Source organism: Streptomyces sp. NBC_00210 (assembly GCF_045160975.1).
Taxonomy (GTDB): domain Bacteria; phylum Actinomycetota; class Actinomycetes; order Streptomycetales; family Streptomycetaceae; genus Streptomyces.
This window is the reverse complement of the sequence record NZ_CP108120.1, coordinates 2,492,833-2,512,945: the sequence shown is the minus strand read 5'-3', so window position 1 is coordinate 2,512,945 and position 20,113 is coordinate 2,492,833. Positions and strand designations below refer to the sequence as shown.

Below are 20,113 nucleotides of genomic sequence, written 5' to 3'. Positions count from 1 at the left end.
ATGGCGCGCCAACTCCCTGACCGCTACCTGACCCCGATCGATCTCGCGGACCTCCTCGGCGTCCCGATCGAGACGGTCTATCAATGGCGGCGCAAGCGCACCGGGCCCCGCGGTTTCCGCGTCGGCCGACACCTCCGCTTCGACCCTGAGGACGTACGCCGCTGGGTCGAATCCCTGATGGAAGAGGCTGCCTGATGGCCGGACATGTGCAAGACCGCTGGTACAAGACCACCGCGGGCCCGGACGGGAAGGCGGTCAAGGTCAAGACCGACCGCTTCGGCGTGGGCCTCCGCTATCGAGCGCGATACGTCAGTCCGGACGGCTCGGAGAAGAGTCAGTCCTTCCCCGACAAGCAGAAGCGCAAGGCCGAGACATGGCTGGCGAACATCGAGGCGGACATGTCGCGGGGCGACTACATCGATCCCGACTCAGGCAGAGTGACGTTCGAGCAGTACGCCACGAGGTGGATGACCACTCAAGTGACGGACCCTGCGACTCGAGAGTCAGTGGAGATGCGGCTCCGCCTCCACGCGATACCGCACCTGGGTACTCGCCCTTTGGGCTCGTTCAACCCGACTCACCTGCGGCTGTGGATGAGAACCCTTGAAGACGCTGGGCTGTCGCCTGCCTACCGGCGAGGGATCTTCGCCCATGTCTCGACCGTATTCACCGCAGCCGTGGAAGACCGGATCATCCGTAGCAACCCCTGTAGCGCCCGCTCGGTGAAGGCTCCTCGCCTCGATCCTCGGAAGGTTAAGCCGTGGTCAGCAGGTCGCGTGATGGCAGTCCGGTCGGCTCTTCACGATCGCTACCAAGCCCTGGTTGAGCCTGCTGCCGGATGCGGCATGCGACAGGGAGAGATCTTCGGCTTAGCAGTGGAAGACGTCGATTTCCTCGGCGGTCTCGTCCACGTGGTGCGGCAAGTGAAGCTGTTGCGCAACCGCCCGGTGTTCGCTCCGCCCAAGGGCGGCAAAGAGCGTCAGGTACCGCTGCCTGAGACGGTCGGCTTCGCGCTCGCTGGTCACCTCACGCGGTACCCGGCGAAGGAGATCACTTTGCCGTGGAAGTCGCTGGACGGTCCGCCCGTGACTGCGAGTCTGATCTTCTACAGTCCTGAGGGGCAGTCGCTGAATCGCAACCGCTTCAATCACAGGGAGTGGAGGCCAGCGCTTCGAGCTGCTGGCGTGCCCGCTGGTCGCGAAAACGGAATGCATGCGCTGCGGCACTTCTATGCGTCCGTGCTCCTGGACGCGGGGGAGAGCATCAAGGCTCTGAGCGAGTACCTCGGTCACCATGACCCTGGCTTCACGCTGCGTACGTACACGCACCTGATGCCCGCGAGCGAGACCCGGACCCGGGCCGCCGTAGATCAGGTCTTCAGGAACCAAGACCTTGCGGAAGACGGCCCGGAGACGGCCCAGAAGAGCTCTTAGGCCTCTGACCTGCGGCTATCTCAAAAGCCGAAGTCCTGGGTCCACCAGGGGCCGCCGTCGCCCATGACCACACCGACGCCCATCGTCTTGTAGTCGCAGTTGAGGATGTTCGCGCGGTGACCGTCGCTGTTCATCCAGGAGTTCATCACCGCGGCCGCATCGGCCTGACCACGGGCGATGTTCTCGCCTCCGAGACCCTGGATGCCCACCTGCGCGGCGCGGTCCCAGGGCGAGTCCCCGTCGGGGTCGGTGTGGTCGAAGAAGGCCCGCGTGGCCATGTCCGCGCTGAAGTTCCCGGCGAGATCGGCCAGTGAGTCATCGGGGCGCACCGGGCTGCAGCCCACCTTCGCGCGCTCCTTGTTCACCAGGGTCAGGACCTCGGCCTCGGCGGCCGTCGCGGTGGAGGTGGCGGGCTTCCGCGCGGCGGCGCGGTCGGGGGCGCGCGTCTCGGTGCGCGTCGGGCTCGCGCTCTTCGTCTTCTGCTCCGCTACCGGTGCCTTCGTCTGCTTCGACGGCGTGGCCGACGGCTTGGTCTGCGGCTTGGTCGGCGTGGGGGAAGGGGTCTTCGACGGTGCCTGCGGGCGCGGCGCGGTCCGGCTCGGGGATGCCGAGACGCTGTTCGTCGGCTCGGCGCTGGCGTCGCCCTGGGTCTGCAGCTTCGCGGAGCCCTCGGTGCGTATCTGCCCGCTCGGCTCGCTGTCGCCGCTGACATTGAATGTGTCGCCACCCGGCAGCAGGCCGGACGCGACGGCGACAGCGCCTACCGCCATGGCCGCAGACGCACCGAGCAGCCCGGTGCGTACGGGTATGCCCGCCCGCTTCTTGCGGCGTGCACCACCCCGGTGACTGCGTTCCGTACCGTCCGCGTAATCGTGCGCGGCGGGTGCAGCGGTGGAGCGACGATGGCGTCCCATCTGCTGTGCCTTCCTCATGCTCGACGAAGCTCGACGGTCAGACGTCAAACTCACTCACCCATTCGAGTGAGGCTCATTCCGACGGGACTGTACGCCATGACGCGTGGGGGTGAAGTGCTTCGAGAGCATTTGGGCCGTTACCTTGCAGCCATGAATGATGTTGCACGGCTCACCGCCTGGGTACGCGGCCGCGTACAGGGAGTGGGCTTCCGCTGGTTCACCAGGGCGAATGCACTCGAGATCGGAGGTCTTACGGGATTTGCCGTCAATCTGGACGACGGCCGAGTGCAGGTTGTTGCCGAAGGGCCACGTGAGAATTGCCACCGTCTGCTGGAGTGGTTGCGTTCCGACGACACACCCGGGCGGGTAGACGGTGTCACGGAGATCTGGGACACCCCGCGCGGCGGCTACGACGGCTTCGCGATCCGCTGAGGTAACCACGCAATTTCACGCCGTGAGCGGGGCTGCTCAGATGCCGTCGGCACCTGCCGGCGGCGGAAATTGCCTGGTGGTTGCCAAGAAGGGGTTGTCGTGCCAGGCTGCGGCATTAAGAATGATCTCTACGCCCCCAGGGCCCCGCAGATGAGGCTGTGCCGCATGTTCAGCGGCCATATGCCCCCGGGTTTGCCCGTTGATGTCGGGCGTGATCGTGTTGACCGTCAAACTTTTTGGTGAGACTCTGGAAGCCCCGCGCACCTTAGCTGTTTGGCAGTAAGAACCGCAGTGATATCAGCAGTAACAAGCACTGCCGAGCACCGCGGGTGCGAATCCCTCACGACCCACACCGCATTCGGTCGGTCACTCAGTGTGGAGGACCATCCATCATGGCAAAGGCGCTTCTCGGTTACGTCGGCGGTTCCGACCCGCGACTCCTCGCCGAGATGCGACGGCTTCAGCAGCGCGTCCAGGACCTTGAATCCGAGCTTGTACGGATCCAGTCCGAGAACGACGCGCTCAACGCTGCCGTCGCCAAGCACCCTGGAGAGTCGTTGCTCGACGGCATCGACATCGACGTACCTCAGGCTGAGCCTGCGCTCACCTGAGCCGGCGATAGCTGGAGAATCATCGCTCAAGATGTGCAAGGGACGCTTCGGCGTCCCTTCTTTCTTTGCCGCCCCACCCCGACGGCTCTTTCTTAACGTCTGATGTGCCCTGCACGTTCATGGGTGAAACCGCGAGGGAAAGGTAGAGTCCGGCTGCGTGCACCTCAAGGCCATGACCCTGCGCGGGTTCAAATCCTTCGCCTCCGCGACGACGCTGCGGTTCGAGCCGGGCATCACCTGTGTCGTGGGCCCCAACGGCTCCGGCAAGTCGAACGTGGTGGACGCCCTCTCCTGGGTCATGGGCGAGCAGGGGGCCAAGTCACTGCGCGGCGGCAAGATGGAGGACGTCATCTTCGCCGGGACGACCGGTCGGCCCCCGCTCGGGCGCGCCGAGGTCTCCCTCACCATCGACAACTCCGACGGCGCGCTGCCCATCGAATACGCCGAGGTCACCATCACGCGGATCATGTTCCGCAACGGCGGCAGCGAGTACCAGATCAACGGCGACACCTGCCGGCTGCTCGACATCCAGGAACTGCTGTCGGACTCCGGTATCGGCCGCGAGATGCACGTCATCGTCGGGCAGGGCCAGCTCGACTCCGTACTGCACGCCGATCCGATGGGGCGCAGGGCCTTCATCGAGGAGGCCGCGGGCGTCCTCAAGCACCGCAAGCGCAAGGAGAAGGCGCTGCGGAAGCTGGATGCGATGCAGGCCAACCTCGCCCGCGTACAGGATCTGACCGACGAACTGCGGCGTCAGCTCAAGCCGCTGGGGCGGCAGGCCGCGGTCGCCCGGCGGGCCGCCGTCATCCAGGCCGATCTGCGCGATGCCCGGCTGCGGCTGCTGGCCGACGATCTCGTACGGCTGCGCGAGGCGCTGCGCAGCGAGATCGCCGACGAGGCGGCGCTCAAGGAGCGCAAGGACGCGGCCGAGGCGGAGCTCAAGGCCGCGCTGAGCCGCGAGGCGGAGCTGGAGGACGAGGTACGTCGCCTCGCGCCGCGGCTGCAGCGGGCACAGCAGAGCTGGTACGAGCTCTCGCAGCTGGCCGAGCGGGTGCGCGGCACGATCTCGCTCGCCGACGCGCGGGTCAAGAGCGCCACCGCGGCACCCTCCGACGAGCGGCGCGGCCGCGACCCCGAGGACATGGAGCGCGAGGCCGCCAGGATCCGTGAGCAGGAGGCGGAGCTGGAGGCCGCGCTGGAGGCGGCCGAGCGTGCGCTGGAGGACACCGTCGCGCACCGCGCCGAGCTGGAGCGCGATCTGCTGGTCGAGGAACGGCGGCTCAAGGATGTGGCGCGGGCGATCGCGGATCGGCGCGAGGGCCTCGCCCGGCTCGGCGGCCAGGTCAATGCCGCCCGTTCGCGGGCCGGTTCCGCGCAGGCCGAGATCGACCGGCTGGCCGCCGCCCGCGACGAGGCACAGGAGCGGGCGGTCGCCGCTCAGGAGGAGTACGAGCAGCTCAAGGCCGAGGTCGACGGCCTTGACGCCGACGACTCCGCGCTCGGCGAGCAGCACGACGCGGCCAAGCGCGAACTGGCCGAGGCCGAAGCCGCCCTGAGTGCGGCCCGTGAGGCGCTCACCGCTGCCGAACGGGGGCGTGCCGCCATGGCCGCCCGCCGCGAGGCGCTTGCCCTGGGGCTGCGCCGCAAGGACGGCACCGGCGCGCTGCTCGCCGCGAAGGACCGGCTGCACGGGCTGCTGGGCCCGGCCTCCGAACTCCTCACGGTGGCCCCCGGTCATGAGGTGCCGGTCGCGGCGGCACTGGGCGCGGCCGCCGACGCCGTGGCCGTGTCGAACCCGGCCACTGCGGCCGAGGCGCTGCGGCTGCTGCGCAAGACCGACTCGGGGCGCGCCGCGATACTGCTGGGCGGTGCCCCCGAATCCGTACCGCCGACGGCACATGCGGACGGTGCTGTGTACGCCGCCGATCTGGTGCGCGGGCCCGATGAGCTGATGCCCGCCGTACGCAGGCTGCTGCAGGACATGGTGGTCGTCGGGACGCTGGAGGACGCCGAGGATCTGGTCTACGCACGGCCGGAGCTCACCGCGGTGACCGCCGAGGGCGATGTCCTCGGCGCGCACTTCGCACAGGGCGGCTCCGCCGGGGCGCCGAGCCTGCTCGAGGTGCAGGCATCCGTCGACGAGGCCGCCGCCGAGCTGGAGGAGCTGGCCCTGCGGTGCGAGCAACTGGCCGCCGCGCAGCAGCAGGCCGCCGCCCGGCGCACTGAATGTGCCGCGCTCGTGGAGGAGTTGGGCGAGCGCCGGCGGGCTGCAGACCGCGAGAAGTCCGCGGTGTCCGGGCAGCTGGGGCGGCTCGCCGGGCAGGCGCGCGGCGCCGCGGGGGAGGCCGAGCGGACGACCGCAGCGGTCGCCAGGGCCCAGGAGGCTCTGGAACGGGCGCGGGAGGAGGCCGAGGAGCTGGCCGAGCGGCTGCTCGTCGCCGAGGAGACCCCGGTGGAGGAGGAGCCCGACACGCACGTACGGGACCGGCTCGCCGCCGACGGCGCCAACGCACGCCAGACCGAGATGGAGGCCCGCCTCCAGGTCCGTACGCACGAAGAGCGCGTCAAGGGGCTCGCGGGGCGTGCCGACGCGCTCGACCGGGGAGCGCGCGCCGAGCGCGAGGCACGGGCACGAGCCGAACAGCGGCGTGCGCGACTGCGCCACGAGGCCGAGGTCGCGTCCGCGGTGGCGAGCGGCGCCCGCCAGCTGCTGGCCCATGTCGAGGTCTCGCTGGTGCGCGCCGAGGCGGAGCGGGCCGCGGCCGAAGCGGCCAAGGCCGAGCGCGAACAGGAGCTGAGCGCCGCCCGCAGCCGGGGCCGCGACCTCAAGGGCGAGCTCGACAAACTCACGGATTCAGTTCACCGCGGCGAGGTACTCGGGGCGGAGAAGAGGCTGCGGATCGAGCAGATGGAGACGAAGGCCCTGGAGGAGCTCGGCGTGGAACCGGCCGGGCTGATCGCGGAGTACGGGCCCGACCAGCTGGTGCCGCCGTCACCGCCCGCCGAGGGAGAGGAACTGCCCGATGACCCGGACCATCCGCGCAACCAGCCGAAACCTTTCGCACGCGGCGAGCAGGAGAAGCGGCTCAAGTCCGCCGAACGGGCATATCAGCAGCTCGGGAAGGTGAATCCGCTCGCCCTGGAGGAGTTCTCCGCGTTGGAGGAGCGCCACAAGTTCCTCTCCGAGCAGCTTGAAGACCTCAAAAAGACGCGAGCCGACCTTCTCCAGGTGATCAAGGAGGTCGACGAGCGCGTCGAGCAGGTCTTCACCGATGCGTACCGGGATACGGCGCGCGAGTTCGAGGGCGTTTTCTCGCGGCTCTTCCCCGGCGGCGAGGGGCGGCTGATTCTGACCGATCCCGACAACATGCTCACCACGGGCGTGGACGTCGAGGCCCGGCCGCCGGGCAAGAAGGTCAAGCGTCTTTCGCTGCTGTCGGGTGGCGAGCGGTCGCTGACCGCCGTCGCGATGCTGGTGTCGATCTTCAAGGCCCGGCCGAGCCCGTTCTATGTGATGGACGAGGTCGAGGCGGCGCTCGACGACACCAACCTCCAGCGGCTGATCCGGATCATGCAGGAGCTCCAGGAGTCCTCGCAGCTGATCGTGATCACGCACCAGAAGCGGACGATGGAGGTCGCGGACGCGCTGTACGGCGTCTCGATGCAGGGTGACGGCGTCTCCAAGGTCATCAGCCAGCGCCTGCGCTGACACAACCTTCACAAACTCTTCAACACTTGAACCTGGAGCGGTACATCTGCGCGAAAAAACGATTCAGGATCCGGGGTTGACTTCGAAACTTGAACGAATAGTCTCTGCAGCATCGCTTTTACCTTCAAGTGGTGGCTGACGGGTAGTTATGTGCCACGTGAAGGGCTTGCCCTGCCCCCCACGCCCGGCAACGCAGCCGGACGGCCCCAGGAGTAGTTGTGACCAGCATTGAGAAGCCCCCGGCATCGGGAGCCCGAGAGGCTCATCCCGAGCATCTCGGCCATGTCGTCTTCATTACGGCCGCCGCCGCGATGGGCGGCTTCCTCTTCGGTTACGACAGCTCAGTCATCAACGGCGCCGTCGAGGCCGTCCGGGACCGCTACGACATCGGCTCCGGAACGCTCGCCCAGGTGATCGCCATCGCCCTGATCGGCTGCGCCATCGGCGCCGCCACCGCCGGCCGGATCGCCGACCGCATCGGCCGCATCCGTTGTATGCAGATCGCCGCCGCGCTCTTCACCATCAGCGCGGTCGGCTCCGCCCTCCCCTTCGCCCTCTGGGACCTCGCCTTCTGGCGCATCATCGGCGGCTTCGCGATCGGCATGGCCTCGGTCATCGGCCCGGCCTATATCGCCGAGGTCTCTCCCGCCGCCTACCGCGGCCGGCTCGCCTCCTTCCAGCAGGCCGCCATCGTCATCGGCATCGCCATCTCCCAGCTGGTGAACTACGCCATCCTGCAGCTCGCCGACGGCGAGCAGCGCGGCGTCATCGGCGGGCTCGAGGCATGGCAGTGGATGCTCGGCGTCATGGTCGTACCGGCGGTGCTCTACGGGCTGCTGTCCTTCGTGATCCCCGAGTCCCCCCGCTTCCTGATCTCCGTCGGCAGGGTCGAGAAGGCCAAAGAGGTGCTGAACGAAGTCGAGGGCAAGAACCTCGACCTGGACGCCCGGGTCGCCGAGATCGACCTCGCGATGCGCCGCGAGCACAAGTCGACCTTCAAGGACCTGCTGGGCGGCTTCGGCTTCCTGCCCATCGTCTGGGTCGGCATCGGACTCTCCGTCTTCCAGCAGCTCGTCGGCATCAACGTTGCGTTCTACTACTCGTCGACGCTGTGGCAGTCCGTCGGCATCGACCCGACCGACTCGTTCCTCTACTCGTTCACCACGTCGATCATCAACATCATCGGCACCGTGATCGCGATGGTTCTCGTCGACCGGGTGGGCCGCCGTCCGCTCGCGCTCGTCGGCTCGGCCGGAATGGCGATCGCTCTCGCCTTCGAGGCCTGGGCCTTCTCCGCCGACCTCGTCGACGGCAAGCTGCCGACCACCCAAGGCGTCGTCGCCCTGGTCGCCGCGCATGTCTTCGTGCTCTTCTTCGCCCTGTCGTGGGGCGTGGTGGTCTGGGTCTTCCTGGGCGAGATGTTCCCCAACCGCATCCGCGCCGCGGCGCTCGGCGTCGCCGCGTCCGCGCAGTGGATCGCCAACTGGGCCATCACCGCGAGCTTCCCGAGCCTGGCGGACTGGAACCTCTCGGGCACGTACATCATCTACACGGTCTTCGCCGTGCTCTCGATCCCCTTCGTGCTCAGGTACGTCAAGGAGACGAAGGGCAAGGCGTTGGAGGAGATGGGCTAATCCCCGCTGCCCCTCTCCTCACCACGGAACTGCCCCGGCTCAGCCCTTGAGCCGGGGCAGTACCGATGTGCCTGCACCGGGCCGGCGCGAGGTCGCGGCTCCCGAGCGGTGACTGCCGACGGCTCAGCCGCCCAGCCGGGGGAGCACGCTCTCCGCGAAGAGCTGGATGCTGCGCCAGCCCTCGTCCACCGGCATGCCGCCGCACAGCGGATGCAGCACCAGACTCTCCGCGCCGAGCGCCACGCACTCGTCCGGCGTCACGATCCGGTACACACCCTCCGTGCGCAGCTCCTCGACCGTCGTCGCCTTGGAGCGCACGGCGGAGCGGATGTCCTTCGACTGCCAGGAGGCGTACGTGCGCGCCTCGTGCAGGAAGTGCTTCCCGTACTCGGCCCAGGTGCGGTCCGGGTCATCGCTGACATGCAGGAGGGGCGTCTTCTCGGCGGGCATCATGGTCCAGCCCTCGGTGCCGTATTCGGCGAGCTTGTCCTGGTAGTACGTCTGCAGTTCCGGCAGATGCGCGCTGGGGAAGAAGGGCAGCCCGAGCCGGGCGGCGCGGCGGGCGGCGGCCTGCGAGGAGCCGCCGACGAGCAGCGGCGGATGCGGCTGGGTGTAGGGGCGCGGAGTCACCCGGACCGTGCGACCCCGATAGCTGAAGGGCTCACCGGTCCAGGCCTTGAGCAGCGTCTCCAGCAGCCGGTCCTGGAGCTTGCCGCGGCTGCCCCAGTCGACGCCGTGGGCCTCGTACTCCTCGGGCCGGTAGCCGATGCCCGCGACCGTGACGAGCCGTCCCTTGCCGATCAGATCGAGTACGGCGATGTCCTCGGCGAGCCGCAGCGGATCGTAGAGCGGACCGATGATCGCGGAGACCGTCACCGCGATACGGCGCGTGGAGCCGAGGACGGAGCCCGCGAAGACGAAGGGGGAGGGCAGCCAGTTGTTGTCGGCGCCGTGGTGTTCCTCGGTCTGGATCGTGTCGATGCCGCGGTCGTCGGCGTACGCGGCCATCTCCAGGGCGGCGCGGTAGCGGGCCGCAAGGGTCTCGGGCGCCGCGTCGGGATCGACGAGATTGAAGCGGGCCACTGTGAATGCCATGGGAACGTCCCCCTCCGCCGGGTGGCTGTGTCGTCTCGGGGTCAACCCCCGGCCCCCCGGCCGAAGGCAGGCCGGCGGGGCTGAACGGGCAGCGGAGGCGAACGGTAGCTGACGTAGCGTCAGATGGAAATGGACGCGGGCTCGCCTTCTGCGGTGACGGGCTCGGTGGACTGAGCGGGCCGGGTGCGCGGCAGCGCCGCATACAGCAGAGCCGCGACCGCGGCAGTGACCGCCCAGCCCAGGCCGTTGTGCCCGATCCAGGACGCGCCCAGCGGACCGGCGAACCAGTCGACCTCGGTGAAGAGCAGACCGACCAGCAGCGCGACACCCCACGAGACCGTCGCCTGCCAGGCGAAGCCGCCCCGGTACCAGTAGGCGCTGGTGCGCGTGGTGTCCATCAGCGCCTCGCCGTCGTAGGTGCGCCGGCGCAGCAGGTCCACGCCGAAGACGCCGATCCACGCCGAGAACGCCACCGCGAGCAGCGTCAGGAAGGAGATGAACGAGCCGATGAAGCTGGTCGCCACCATCATCAGCAGGAAGCCGAGGACCAGGCTGATCACGGCGTTCACACTGACCGCCCAGGCGCGCGGGACCCTGATCCCCAGCGTCTGCGCGGTGAAGCCGGCCGAATACATCGACATCGAGTTGATGAGCACCATGCCGACCAGCGCAATGAGCAGATACGGAACGGAGATCCAGGCCGGCAGCAGCTCGCCGATGAAGGAGACCGGGTCACCGGCGCTCGCCAGGTCCGGGCTCGAGACCGCCATCACCGCGCCCATCAGCACCATCGGCAGCACGACGATCATTGCGCCGCCGACCGTCCAGCCGACCATGGCCCTCGAGGAGGCGGTGCGTGGCAGATAACGGGTGAAGTCCGGGCCCGAGGGCACCCAGCTGATGCCGCCCGCCGCGAGGGTGCCGATGCCCGCGACCATCACGGCTGTCGATCCGGCCGGCCTGTCGAAGACCGCGGACCAGTCGGTGTTCGCAACGAGATGGATCAGCACCAGGACGCTGAACGCGCCGAAGAGATAGGTCGACCATCTGCTGCACACACGCAGGGCGTTGATGCCGAGCCCGGAGACCAGGAAAGTGCAGGCGACGAAGAACACCAGGGTGAGGACGATCAGTGCGGTACCGGGCTTGATGCCGAGGAGCAGGTTCAGGACGGTCAGCAGGGCGTACGAGCCGGTGACCGCGTTGATGGTCTCCCAGCCCCAGCGCGCGACCCAGATCAGCGTGCCGGGGAAGAGGTTGCCTCGCTGGCCGAAGACCGCGCGGGACAGCGCCATGCCGGGGGAGCCGCCGCGCTTGCCGGCAACGGAGATCAGGCCCACGATGCCGTACGAGACGACGGGCGCCGTGATCCCGACGATCAGCACCTGCCAGAAGTTCAGACCGTTGAAGACGCTCAGTCCCGCACCGACGGTGAGCAACAGCACACTGATGTTGGCGGCGACCCAGGTGGGGAAGAGTTCGCGGACGTGGCCGGTGCGCTCACCGTCGGGGACGGGTTCGAGGCCACGGGTTTCCATCGCACCTTCGGGCTCGGAGGCGTGTGGCATGGAAGGGGCTCCGTACGAGGTGGGGGGCTCCCGGAGAGGACCGGTCGGCAGCAGGCCAGAACCATCAGCATCGTATGGATCCCCCAAAAGGTGCAAATGGTGCCGAAGGCCCTTGTGGGATCCTCCGAGGCCGCTGCGGCCGAGCGGGCGTGGCCGATACTGGGTGGGTTATGGACATCGTCATCCTTGCTGTAGTCATCGCCCTGGTCGCGGTCGGCGCGATCAGCGGGCTCGTGGTCAGCAGCCGCAAGAAGAAGCAGCTGCCGCCCTCGGCGCCGTCGAGCACGCCGACCATCACTGCCCCGCCCGCCGAACCTCAGGTCGGTGAGGACGCTGCGCCGACGGTCGAGGAGCCGCGCCGCACGATCGAGGAGGTCGACCTTCCGTCGGCCGGAGAGGCCGTCGAGACCCCGCCCGCCGTCGAGGATCCGGTCGTCGCGGCACCGCCGGTCCCCGCGATCGAGATTCCCGAGCCGACCGCCGGCCGTCTGGTCCGGCTGCGCGCCCGCCTCGCCCGCTCCCAGAACTCCCTCGGCAAGGGGCTGCTCACGCTCCTGTCGCGCGACAACCTCGACGAGGAGACCTGGGAGGAGATCGAGGACACCCTGCTCACCGCCGACGTCGGCGTCGCACCGACCCAGGAGCTGGTCGAGCGGCTGCGCGAGCGGGTGCGGGTCCTCGGCACGCGTACGCCCGACGAGCTGCGCGGTCTGCTGCGCGAAGAGCTGCTTCAGCTGCTCGGTACGGACTTCGACCGCGCTGTGAACACCGAGAGCGGTCTGGACACCCCGGGCGTCGTGATGGTCGTCGGTGTCAACGGCACCGGCAAGACCACGACGACGGGCAAGCTGGCGCGGGTGCTCGTCGCGGACGGTCGCTCGGTGGTGCTCGGCGCGGCGGACACGTTCCGCGCGGCCGCCGCGGACCAGCTCCAGACCTGGGGCGAACGGGTCGGCGCACGCACGGTGCGCGGTCCCGAGGGCGGCGACCCGGCGTCGATCGCGTTCGACGCGGTCAAGGAGGGCATCGCCGAGGGAGCGGATGTCGTACTCATCGACACGGCGGGCCGGCTGCACACCAAGACGGGCCTGATGGACGAGCTCGGCAAGGTCAAGCGAGTCGTCGAGAAGCACGGTCCGCTGGACGAGATCCTGCTGGTCCTGGACGCGACGACCGGCCAGAACGGTCTGGTGCAGGCGCGGGTGTTCGCGGAGGTCGTGGACATCACCGGCATCGTGCTGACCAAGCTGGACGGTACGGCGAAGGGCGGCATCGTGATCGCGGTCCAGCGCGAACTGGGCGTACCGGTGAAGCTGGTGGGCCTGGGGGAGGGACCGGACGACCTGGCGCCGTTCGAGCCGGAGGCGTTCGTCGACGCACTGATCGGCGACTAGCCGCTCTGTAACCGGGGCTCCGCCCCGGCCCCGAGTCTCAATCTCCGGCGGAAATCAAGCCCGTCCGGGGGTCCCCCCGGACGAAGTCTGGGGGAGATTGAGGACAACGCCCGAAGGGCGTCCGGGTCCGGGGCGGAGCCCCGGTTGATGGGGGCTCTGGGGGAGGGCGGGTGGGGGGCAAAGCCCGGCGCGGGCGAGACTCGCGCTCAGGGAAACGTGCGGTGGCAGACGTACGCCAGCGTCCCCAACAGCAATCGCGCCTGGGGCGGCGCCGCCGCCCTGTCCAGAGACGGCGGCCGCACCCAGTCCACCGGCCCCAGGCCCGCATGGTCCGACGGCGGGGCCGTGATGTGGCTGCCCGGGCCCAGGCACTGCAGATCCAGGTCGGCGTCGTCCCAGCCCATCCGGTAGAGCAGCTGCGGGAGTTCGTCCGCGGCGCCGGGAGCCACGAAGAACTGGCACCGGCCGTCCGGCGTGGCCGTCACCGGGCCCAGCGGCAGGCCCATCCGCTCCAGCCGCACCAGCGCCCGGCGGCCCGCCGGGGCCGCGACGTCGAGGATGTCGAAGGTGCGGCCGACCGGCAGCAGAACCGCCGCACCCGGCAACTGGGCCCACGCCTTGGTGACCTCGTCCAGCGTCGCGCCCGCGGGGACCTCGGGGGCGAAGCCGAGCGGATGGGCCCCGGGGGATGCGCAGTCCGCCGCGCCGCAGGAGCACTCCCCGGATGCCGCCCGCGCCCCCGGCACCACGTCCCAGCCCCACAGCCCTGTGTACTCGGCCACCACGGTGCACTCCGCGGTGCGGCCGCGGCGCCGTGAGCCGGGCCTGATCTCCCTGATCCCCCGGCTGCCGCCGATCGTGAAGCCCATGCCCCCTCCAACGGGTCGAAATCGCCGGTGGTTACGACCTGAAGTCTTCTCGTTACACAGCGTCGCAATCAGTAAGTACTGGCGGCGCTCAGTGGCGAGAGGGGTGGTGCGGACCGAAGCGCGCGCCTCCGTGTGCACCGCTCCGCTGCCTCCTGATCGTCGTGTGTCAAGTGAATCGCGCCCAGCGGCAAGGGAGTTCATTCGAAGGGGTGGCGAATGGTGGCGTTTCTTGAATCGCCCTCGCTAGAGGGGTGATCGTGGGATTACGTTGAGTACACGAGCCCTTGAGTTCTGCGCACCCGCGGGTATGCCGGAGGCAACTCGGTTTCCCGTTCGAGGGGTGCAACCGCCATACGGACAGCCGTAATTCGCGGCATTCTGGTAGGGATTTCGTGCGACAAGGCCTCAGCGGATGGGAGCGTTCCAGTGGGCGGCAACGGCGCAGGCGGTACGCAGGCCGGCAAGCGCCCGAACGAGCAGTTGAGCTCGTGGTTCGTGCGCAGTGGTTGGTCGAAGGGCGAACTGGCACGTCAAGTGAACCGCCGGGCGCGCCAGATGGGCGCACACCACATCAGCACCGACACCTCACGCGTACGCCGCTGGCTCGACGGCGAGCAGCCGCGCGAGCCCATTCCGCGCATCCTCTCCGAGCTGTTCTCCGAGCGTTTCGGCAGCGTCGTCGCCATCGAGGACCTCGGTCTGCGCTCGGCGCACCAGTCACCCTCGGTGTCCGGGGTCGATCTCCCCTGGGCGGGTCCGCAGACCGTCGCCCTGCTCGGCGAGTTCTCGCGCAGCGACCTGATGCTGGCCCGGCGCGGCTTCCTCGGGACCTCGCTCGCCCTCGCCGCGGGGCCCGCCCTCGTCGAGCCCATGCAGCGCTGGCTGGTGCCGTCCCCGGGCCCGGAGCCGGGAGCGAAGGCACCGGCCGTCCTGCGCAGGTCGGCCCGGCTCTCCAAGCCCGAGCTCGATCTGCTGGAGTCCACCACCGCGATGTTCCGCCAGTGGGACGCGCAGTGCGGCGGCGGACTGCGGCGCAAGGCCGTCGTGGGCCAACTCCACGAGGTCACCGACCTGTTACAGGAGGCGCAGCCCGAGGCCACGTCCCAGCGGCTGTTCAAGTGCGCGGCCGAGCTCGCCGAGCTGGCCGGCTGGATGAGCTACGACGTCGGACTGCAGCCCACCGCGCAGAAGTACTTCGTGCTCGCACTGCACGCCGCCAAGGAGGCGGGCGACAAGCCCCTCGGCTCGTACATCCTGTCCTCCATGAGCCGCCAGATGATCCACCTCGGGCGGCCGGACGACGCCCTGGAACTCGTCCATCTCGCCCAGTACGGCAGCCGCGACTGCGCGACTCCGCGCACCCAGGCGATGCTGTATGCGATGGAGGCCCGCGCGTACGCCAACATGGGCCAGCCGAGCAAGTGCAAACGAGCCGTCCGGATGGCCGAGGACACCTTCGCCGACGCCGTTCTCGACGGCGAGCCCGAGCCCGACTGGATCCGCTTCTTCTCCGAGGCCGAGCTCAACGGCGAGAACGCCCACTCGTACCGAGACCTGGCCTATGTGGCGGGCCGCAGCCCCACCTACGCCTCGCTCGCCGAGCCCGTCATGCAGCGCGCGGTCGAGCTCTTCGGCAAGGACGACGAGCACCAGCGGTCGTACGCACTCAATCTGGTCGGCATGGCCACCGTCCATCTGCTCAAGAAGGAGCCCGAGCAGTCGACGGTCCTGGCCGGACAGGCTCTCAAGGTCGCCAAGCGGGTCCGCTCCGAGCGGGTCAACACCCGGCTGCGCAAGACCGTCGACACGGCGGCCCGGGACTTCGGTGACGTCGCCGAGGTCGCCCACCTCACCGACCTGCTCACATCCCAGCTGCCCGAGACCGCCGAAGCGGTCTGAGGCGGCGCCCACCAGGCCCCGGCCGCGACGCTCACCCCGAACAGCCCGACTCGGCTCCCCTTACGCCAGGTCAGCGGGTGGCGTCGCGGTCGGTTCGTGATGGCGGTCGGCGATGTCGGATTGTGATGTCGGCAGAGGATACTCTCGGCGCCGATCATGAGCGGGCAGTTCATCGCGGCGTAACACGCGCGACCTCTTCGTCACTGGCCAGAAACATCGTGCGGCATCGACCGAAACCGCGCTGCGCCAATCTCAGGGCCCATAACCGGCCCGCCCGAACCGCTCCAGGCTCCGCCCGCACGCGGCCGCACCGACGACGAGGAGACGCCGATGCCTCAAGGCATCTCGACGCTTGCCGCAGACACACCCACGCTGTCTGCAGCCAACACCGGCTTCATGCTCATCTGCTCCGCCCTGGTGATGCTGATGACGCCCGCCCTGGCCTTCTTCTACGGAGGCATGGTCCGCGTCAAGTCCACCCTGAACATGCTCATGATGAGTTTCATCAGCCTCGGGATCGTCACCATCCTGTGGGTGCTGTACGGATTCAGCCTCGCGTTCGGCACCGACTCGGGCTCCATCATCGGCTGGAGCTCCGACTACGTGGGCCTGAGCGGCATCGGCCTCACCGAGCTGTGGGACGGCTACACCATCCCGGTGTACGTCTTCGCCGTCTTCCAGCTGATGTTCGCGATCATCACGCCCGCGCTGATAAGTGGTGCACTCGCGGACCGCGTGAAGTTCACCGCCTGGGCGCTGTTCATCGCCCTCTGGGTCACCGTTGTCTACTTCCCGGTCGCCCACTGGGTCTGGGGCACCGGCGGCTGGGCCTTCGAACTCGGCGTGATCGACTTCGCCGGTGGTACCGCGGTGCACATCAACGCCGGTGCGGCCGCGCTCGGCGTGATCCTGGTGATCGGCAAGCGCGTCGGGTTCAAGAAGGACCCGATGCGGCCGCACAGCCTGCCGCTGGTGATGCTCGGCGCCGGTCTGCTGTGGTTCGGCTGGTTCGGCTTCAACGCCGGCTCGTGGCTCGGCAACGACGACGGCGTGGGCGCGCTGATGTTCATCAACACGCAGATCGCCACCGCCGCGGCCATGCTCGCCTGGCTGGTGTACGAGAAGATCCGCCACGGCGCGTTCACCACGCTTGGCGCCGCCTCCGGTGCCGTCGCCGGTCTCGTCGCGATCACCCCGTCCGGTGGCTCCTGCTCCCCGCTCGGCGCGATCGCCATCGGCGCCATCGCAGGTCTGCTGTGCGCCATGGCCGTGGGCCTGAAGTACAAGTTCGGCTACGACGACTCGCTCGACGTCGTCGGAGTCCACCTCGTCGGCGGTGTCGTCGGCTCGATCCTCATCGGCTTCTTCGCCACCGGCGGCGGCCAGTCCACGGCGGCCGGCCTCTTCTACGGTGACCACAAGCTGGACCAGCTGTGGAAGCAGCTCGCCGGTGTCGGCGCGGTCCTCGCCTACTCTCTGGTTGCCTCTGCGATCCTCGCCTTCCTCATCGACAAGACGATCGGGATGCGTGTCAGCGAGGACGTCGAGGTCTCCGGCATCGACCAGGACGAGCACGCCGAGACGGCGTACGACTTCAGCGGTGCGGGCGGCGGTGCAGGCTCCCGCAAGGAAGTGCCCGCGCCGGGCGAGACCGTGGCAGCCGCAGCTCAGAACAAGAAGGTGGACGCATGAAGCTCATCACCGCAGTCGTGAAGCCACACCGGCTGGACGAGATCAAGGAGGCCCTGCAGGCCTTCGGAGTCCAGGGGCTCACGGTCACGGAGGCCAGCGGATACGGCCGGCAGCGCGGTCACACCGAGGTCTACCGGGGTGCCGAGTACACCGTCGACCTGGTGCCGAAGATCCGTATCGAGGTGCTGGTCGAGGACGACGACGCCGAGCAGCTGATCGACGTGGTCGTCAAGGCGGCCCGCACCGGCAAGATCGGCGACGGCAAGGTGTGGAGCGTCCCGGTCGACACGGCAGTACGGGTGCGGACGGGCGAACGCGGCCCGGACGCGCTGTAACTCAGAAAGGGAGCTGCTGAGGTGACGAGCCTCGAAGAGACGACCGAAGCGGAAGACTCGCGACCCAGCGGCTATGCGGCGGCCCGGCTGCGCCTTCTCAACGAGAAGGCGCAGTCCGGGCCGCCGCGCCGTGCGGCCCTGGCCAGACTGACCGACGACTGGCTCGCCGCGCTGTTCAGCACCGCATGCCTGGAGGCCGGGGTCCGCGGCGCGGCGCTCGTCGCCGTCGGCGGCTACGGACGCGGGGAGCTCTCCCCGCGCAGCGACCTCGATCTGCTCCTGCTGCACGACGGGTCCGCGGACTCGGCCACGCTCGCCGGCCTCGCCGACCGGATCTGGTACCCGGTCTGGGACCTGGGACTCGCCCTCGACCACTCCGTACGCACCCCGGGCGAGGCCCGCAAGACCGCGGGCGAGGACCTCAAGGTCCAGCTCGGGCTGCTTGACGCCCGCCATGTCGCGGGCGACCTGGGCCTTGTCGCCGGGCTGCGCACCGCCGTACTGGCCGACTGGCGCAATCAGGCCCCCAAGCGGCTGCCCGAGCTGGACGAGCTCTGCCGGGAACGGGCCGAGCGCCAGGGCGAGTTGCAGTTCCTGCTCGAACCGGACCTGAAGGAGGCGCGTGGCGGGCTGCGGGACGCCACCGCACTGCGCGCCGTCGCCGCCTCCTGGCTCGCCGACGCGCCGCGCGAAGGGCTCGCCGAGGCACGCCGGGCGCTGCTGGACGCCCGCGACGCGCTGCATCTGACGACCGGCCGGGCCACCGACCGGCTCGCCCTGCAGGAACAGGACCAGGTTGCCGCCGAACTAGGCCTGTTGGACGCCGACGCACTGCTGCGGCAGGTCTACGAGGCCGCGCGCACCGTCTCCTACGCCACCGACGTCACCTGGCGCGAGGTGAACCGGGTGCTCAAGGCGCGCTCCGTACGGCCCAGGCTGCGCGCCATGCTGTCCGGAGGCCGCCGCCCCGAGCCCGAGCGCAGCCCGCTCGCCGAAGGCGTCGTCGAACAGGACGGCGAGGTGGTGCTCGCCCGCGCGGCCAAACCCGAGCGCGATCCCGTACTTCCGCTGCGGGCAGCTGCTGCCGCCGCCCAGTCCGGGCTGCCGCTCTCGCTGCACACTGCACGGCGGCTCGCGGCCACCAGCCGCCCGCTGCCCGTGCCTTGGCCCGCCGACGCCCGCGAGGAGCTCGTCACGCTGCTCGGCGCGGGGGAGTCGACGGTCGGGGTGTGGGAGGCGCTGGAGGCCGAGGGCCTGATCACCCGGCTGCTCCCGGACTGGGAGCGTGTCCGCTGCCGGCCGCAGCGCAACGCCGTGCACACCTGGACCGTCGACCGGCATCTCGTCGAGGCGGCGGTCAAGGCCTCCTCGCTGACCCGTCGCGTCGGCCGCCCCGATCTGCTGCTGGTCGCCGCCCTGCTGCACGACATCGGCAAAGGCTGGCCCGGCGACCACTCGGTCGCCGGCGAGACCATCGCGCGCGATGTCGCCACCAGGATCGGATTCGACCGCGCCGACGTGGCCGTCATCGCCACACTCGTACGCCACCATCTGCTGCTCGTGGAGACGGCCACCCGGCGCGATCTGGACGACCCGGCGACGGTCGCGTCCGTCGCGGAGGTCGTCGGCTCGGTCGGCACCCTGGAGCTGCTGCACGCCCTCACCGAGGCCGACGCGCTCGCCACCGGGCCCGCGGCCTGGTCGTCCTGGCGCGGCTCGCTGGTCGCCGACCTGGTGAAACGGGTCGCAGCCGTCCTCGCCGGCGACGCCGTGGCGGAACCGGAGCCCGCGGCCCCCAGCGCCGAGCAGGAGCGGCTCGCCGTCGAGGCGCTGCGCACCGGCGAACCGGTGCTCTCGCTGCACGCCCAGACCGAACCGGCCGCGGGCGAGGAACCCGAACCCGTCGGCGTCGAGCTGCTGATCGCACTGCCCGACCAGCCGGGAGTACTGCCCGCCGCGGCCGGTGTGCTCGCCCTGCACCGGCTCACCGTCCGCGCCGCCGACCTGCGCTCCATCGAGCTGCCCGGCGAACTGGGCGGGCCGACCGGCGTACTGCTGCTGAGCTGGCGCGTTGCGGCGGAGTACGGCTCACTGCCGCAGGCAGCCCGGCTCCGCTCCGATCTCGTACGGGCCCTGGACGGCTCGCTCGACATCCCCTCCAGGCTCGCCGAGCGCGAGGCCGCCTATCCGCGCCGCCGCGGGGTCAAGGCCCCGCCGCCGCAGGTGACGGTGGCCGCCGCGGGTTCGAATCTGGCCACCGTCATCGAGGTGCGTGCCCAGGACGCCCCGGGCCTGCTGCACCGGATCGGCCGGGCGCTGGAGGGCGCGGCGCTGCGGGTGCGCAGCGCCCATGTCTCCACACTGGGTGCGAACGCCGTGGACGCCTTCTATGTGACGGGCCCCGAAGGGACACCGCTGCCCGCCGAGGAGGCCGTCGAGACGGCCCGTGCGCTGGAGGCGGTACTGCGCGCCTGACGTGAGCCCCCCCCACGGTGCAGACCCCACGGCGTGCGTCCGGATACCCT

At 69.6% G+C, this 20,113-nt stretch carries 15 protein-coding genes; 11 read left to right on the top strand and 4 right to left on the bottom strand.

Features of this window, described 5'->3' with window-relative positions:
* Together OG729_RS11195 and OG729_RS11190 are read left to right on the top strand one after the other, a co-directional pair.
* The gene (locus tag OG729_RS11195; protein ID WP_405805806.1) at positions 1-195 is read left to right on the top strand and encodes a helix-turn-helix transcriptional regulator; all 195 of its coding nucleotides are present in this window, start codon (positions 1-3) and stop codon (positions 193-195) included.
* On the top strand, positions 195-1,433 hold the full coding sequence (locus tag OG729_RS11190; RefSeq protein WP_405805805.1) for a tyrosine-type recombinase/integrase: 1,239 nt from the start codon (positions 195-197) through the stop codon (positions 1,431-1,433). The genes OG729_RS11195 and OG729_RS11190 overlap by 1 nt, the downstream gene beginning before the upstream one ends.
* A gap of 20 nt (positions 1,434-1,453) precedes the next feature.
* Here the strand turns inward: OG729_RS11190 and OG729_RS11185 are convergent, their stop codons facing one another.
* Positions 1,454-2,347 (bottom strand): CAP domain-containing protein, encoded by an 894-nt coding sequence (locus tag OG729_RS11185; RefSeq protein WP_405805804.1) that lies wholly within the window; start codon positions 2,345-2,347, stop codon positions 1,454-1,456.
* Between the two features lie 150 nt (positions 2,348-2,497).
* On the opposite strand from OG729_RS11185, the gene OG729_RS11180 reads away from it, so the two are divergent.
* The 4 genes from OG729_RS11180 (at position 2,498) to OG729_RS11165 (ending at position 8,736) form a co-directional block, all read left to right on the top strand.
* Positions 2,498-2,779, top strand: a complete 282-nt coding sequence (locus OG729_RS11180; RefSeq protein ID WP_360875229.1) for an acylphosphatase — start codon at positions 2,498-2,500, stop codon at positions 2,777-2,779.
* A 392-nt stretch (positions 2,780-3,171) separates the two neighbouring features.
* On the top strand, positions 3,172-3,390 hold the full coding sequence (locus OG729_RS11175) for a hypothetical protein (protein WP_313943858.1): 219 nt from the start codon (positions 3,172-3,174) through the stop codon (positions 3,388-3,390).
* Between the two features lie 157 nt (positions 3,391-3,547).
* Positions 3,548-7,102, top strand: coding sequence for a chromosome segregation protein SMC (gene smc / locus OG729_RS11170; RefSeq protein WP_405805803.1), 3,555 nt, complete (start codon positions 3,548-3,550; stop codon positions 7,100-7,102).
* A gap of 218 nt (positions 7,103-7,320) precedes the next feature.
* Complete coding sequence (locus OG729_RS11165) at positions 7,321-8,736, top strand: sugar porter family MFS transporter (RefSeq protein ID WP_405805802.1); 1,416 nt, start codon at positions 7,321-7,323, stop codon at positions 8,734-8,736.
* 123 nt (positions 8,737-8,859) lie between these two features.
* On the opposite strand, the gene OG729_RS11160 is transcribed toward OG729_RS11165, so the two are convergent.
* Positions 8,860-9,831, bottom strand: coding sequence for an LLM class flavin-dependent oxidoreductase (locus OG729_RS11160; protein WP_405805801.1), 972 nt, complete (start codon positions 9,829-9,831; stop codon positions 8,860-8,862).
* A 119-nt stretch (positions 9,832-9,950) separates the two neighbouring features.
* Positions 9,951-11,399 (bottom strand): cytosine permease, encoded by a 1,449-nt coding sequence (locus OG729_RS11155; protein WP_405805799.1) that lies wholly within the window; start codon positions 11,397-11,399, stop codon positions 9,951-9,953.
* Between the two features lie 170 nt (positions 11,400-11,569).
* On the opposite strand from OG729_RS11155, the gene ftsY reads away from it, so the two are divergent.
* Positions 11,570-12,793 (top strand): signal recognition particle-docking protein FtsY, encoded by a 1,224-nt coding sequence (gene ftsY / locus OG729_RS11150; protein ID WP_360875245.1) that lies wholly within the window; start codon positions 11,570-11,572, stop codon positions 12,791-12,793.
* A gap of 206 nt (positions 12,794-12,999) precedes the next feature.
* On the opposite strand, the gene OG729_RS11145 is transcribed toward ftsY, so the two are convergent.
* On the bottom strand, positions 13,000-13,662 hold the full coding sequence (locus OG729_RS11145) for a bifunctional DNA primase/polymerase (protein ID WP_405805797.1): 663 nt from the start codon (positions 13,660-13,662) through the stop codon (positions 13,000-13,002).
* 426 nt (positions 13,663-14,088) lie between these two features.
* Here OG729_RS11145 and OG729_RS11140 point away from each other — a divergent pair, with 426 nt between their 5' ends.
* From OG729_RS11140 to OG729_RS11125, 4 genes are all read left to right on the top strand, one after another.
* The gene (locus OG729_RS11140; protein WP_405805796.1) at positions 14,089-15,561 is read left to right on the top strand and encodes a hypothetical protein; all 1,473 of its coding nucleotides are present in this window, start codon (positions 14,089-14,091) and stop codon (positions 15,559-15,561) included.
* Positions 15,562-15,891: 330 nt separating this feature from the next.
* Positions 15,892-17,253 (top strand): ammonium transporter, encoded by a 1,362-nt coding sequence (locus tag OG729_RS11135; RefSeq protein WP_360875253.1) that lies wholly within the window; start codon positions 15,892-15,894, stop codon positions 17,251-17,253.
* On the top strand, positions 17,250-17,588 hold the full coding sequence (locus OG729_RS11130; RefSeq protein ID WP_084904268.1) for a P-II family nitrogen regulator: 339 nt from the start codon (positions 17,250-17,252) through the stop codon (positions 17,586-17,588). Before OG729_RS11135 ends, OG729_RS11130 begins: the two co-directional genes overlap by 4 nt.
* 21 nt (positions 17,589-17,609) lie before the next feature.
* A complete protein-coding gene (locus tag OG729_RS11125; protein ID WP_360875257.1) occupies positions 17,610-20,063 on the top strand; it encodes a [protein-PII] uridylyltransferase in 2,454 nt (817 codons plus the stop codon).
* Positions 20,064-20,113: the final 50 nt, after the last annotated feature.

Bases quoted from the DNA above. Each gene is read 5' to 3' on its own strand.
- OG729_RS11185 (WP_405805804.1), bottom strand. From the start codon at position 2,347: ATGGGACGCCATCGTCGCTCCACCGCTGCACCCGCCGCGCACGATTAC.
- OG729_RS11175 (WP_313943858.1), top strand. From the start codon at position 3,172: ATGGCAAAGGCGCTTCTCGGTTACGTCGGCGGTTCCGACCCGCGACTC.
- OG729_RS11145 (WP_405805797.1), bottom strand. From the start codon at position 13,662: ATGGGCTTCACGATCGGCGGCAGCCGGGGGATCAGGGAGATCAGGCCC.
- OG729_RS11130 (WP_084904268.1), top strand. From the start codon at position 17,250: ATGAAGCTCATCACCGCAGTCGTGAAGCCACACCGGCTGGACGAGATC.
- OG729_RS11160 (WP_405805801.1), bottom strand. From the start codon at position 9,831: ATGGCATTCACAGTGGCCCGCTTCAATCTCGTCGATCCCGACGCGGCG.
- OG729_RS11180 (WP_360875229.1), top strand. From the start codon at position 2,498: ATGAATGATGTTGCACGGCTCACCGCCTGGGTACGCGGCCGCGTACAG.
- OG729_RS11155 (WP_405805799.1), bottom strand. From the start codon at position 11,399: ATGCCACACGCCTCCGAGCCCGAAGGTGCGATGGAAACCCGTGGCCTC.
- ftsY (WP_360875245.1), top strand. From the start codon at position 11,570: ATGGACATCGTCATCCTTGCTGTAGTCATCGCCCTGGTCGCGGTCGGC.
- OG729_RS11190 (WP_405805805.1), top strand. From the start codon at position 195: ATGGCCGGACATGTGCAAGACCGCTGGTACAAGACCACCGCGGGCCCG.
- OG729_RS11195 (WP_405805806.1), top strand. From the start codon at position 1: ATGGCGCGCCAACTCCCTGACCGCTACCTGACCCCGATCGATCTCGCG.
- OG729_RS11135 (WP_360875253.1), top strand. From the start codon at position 15,892: ATGCCTCAAGGCATCTCGACGCTTGCCGCAGACACACCCACGCTGTCT.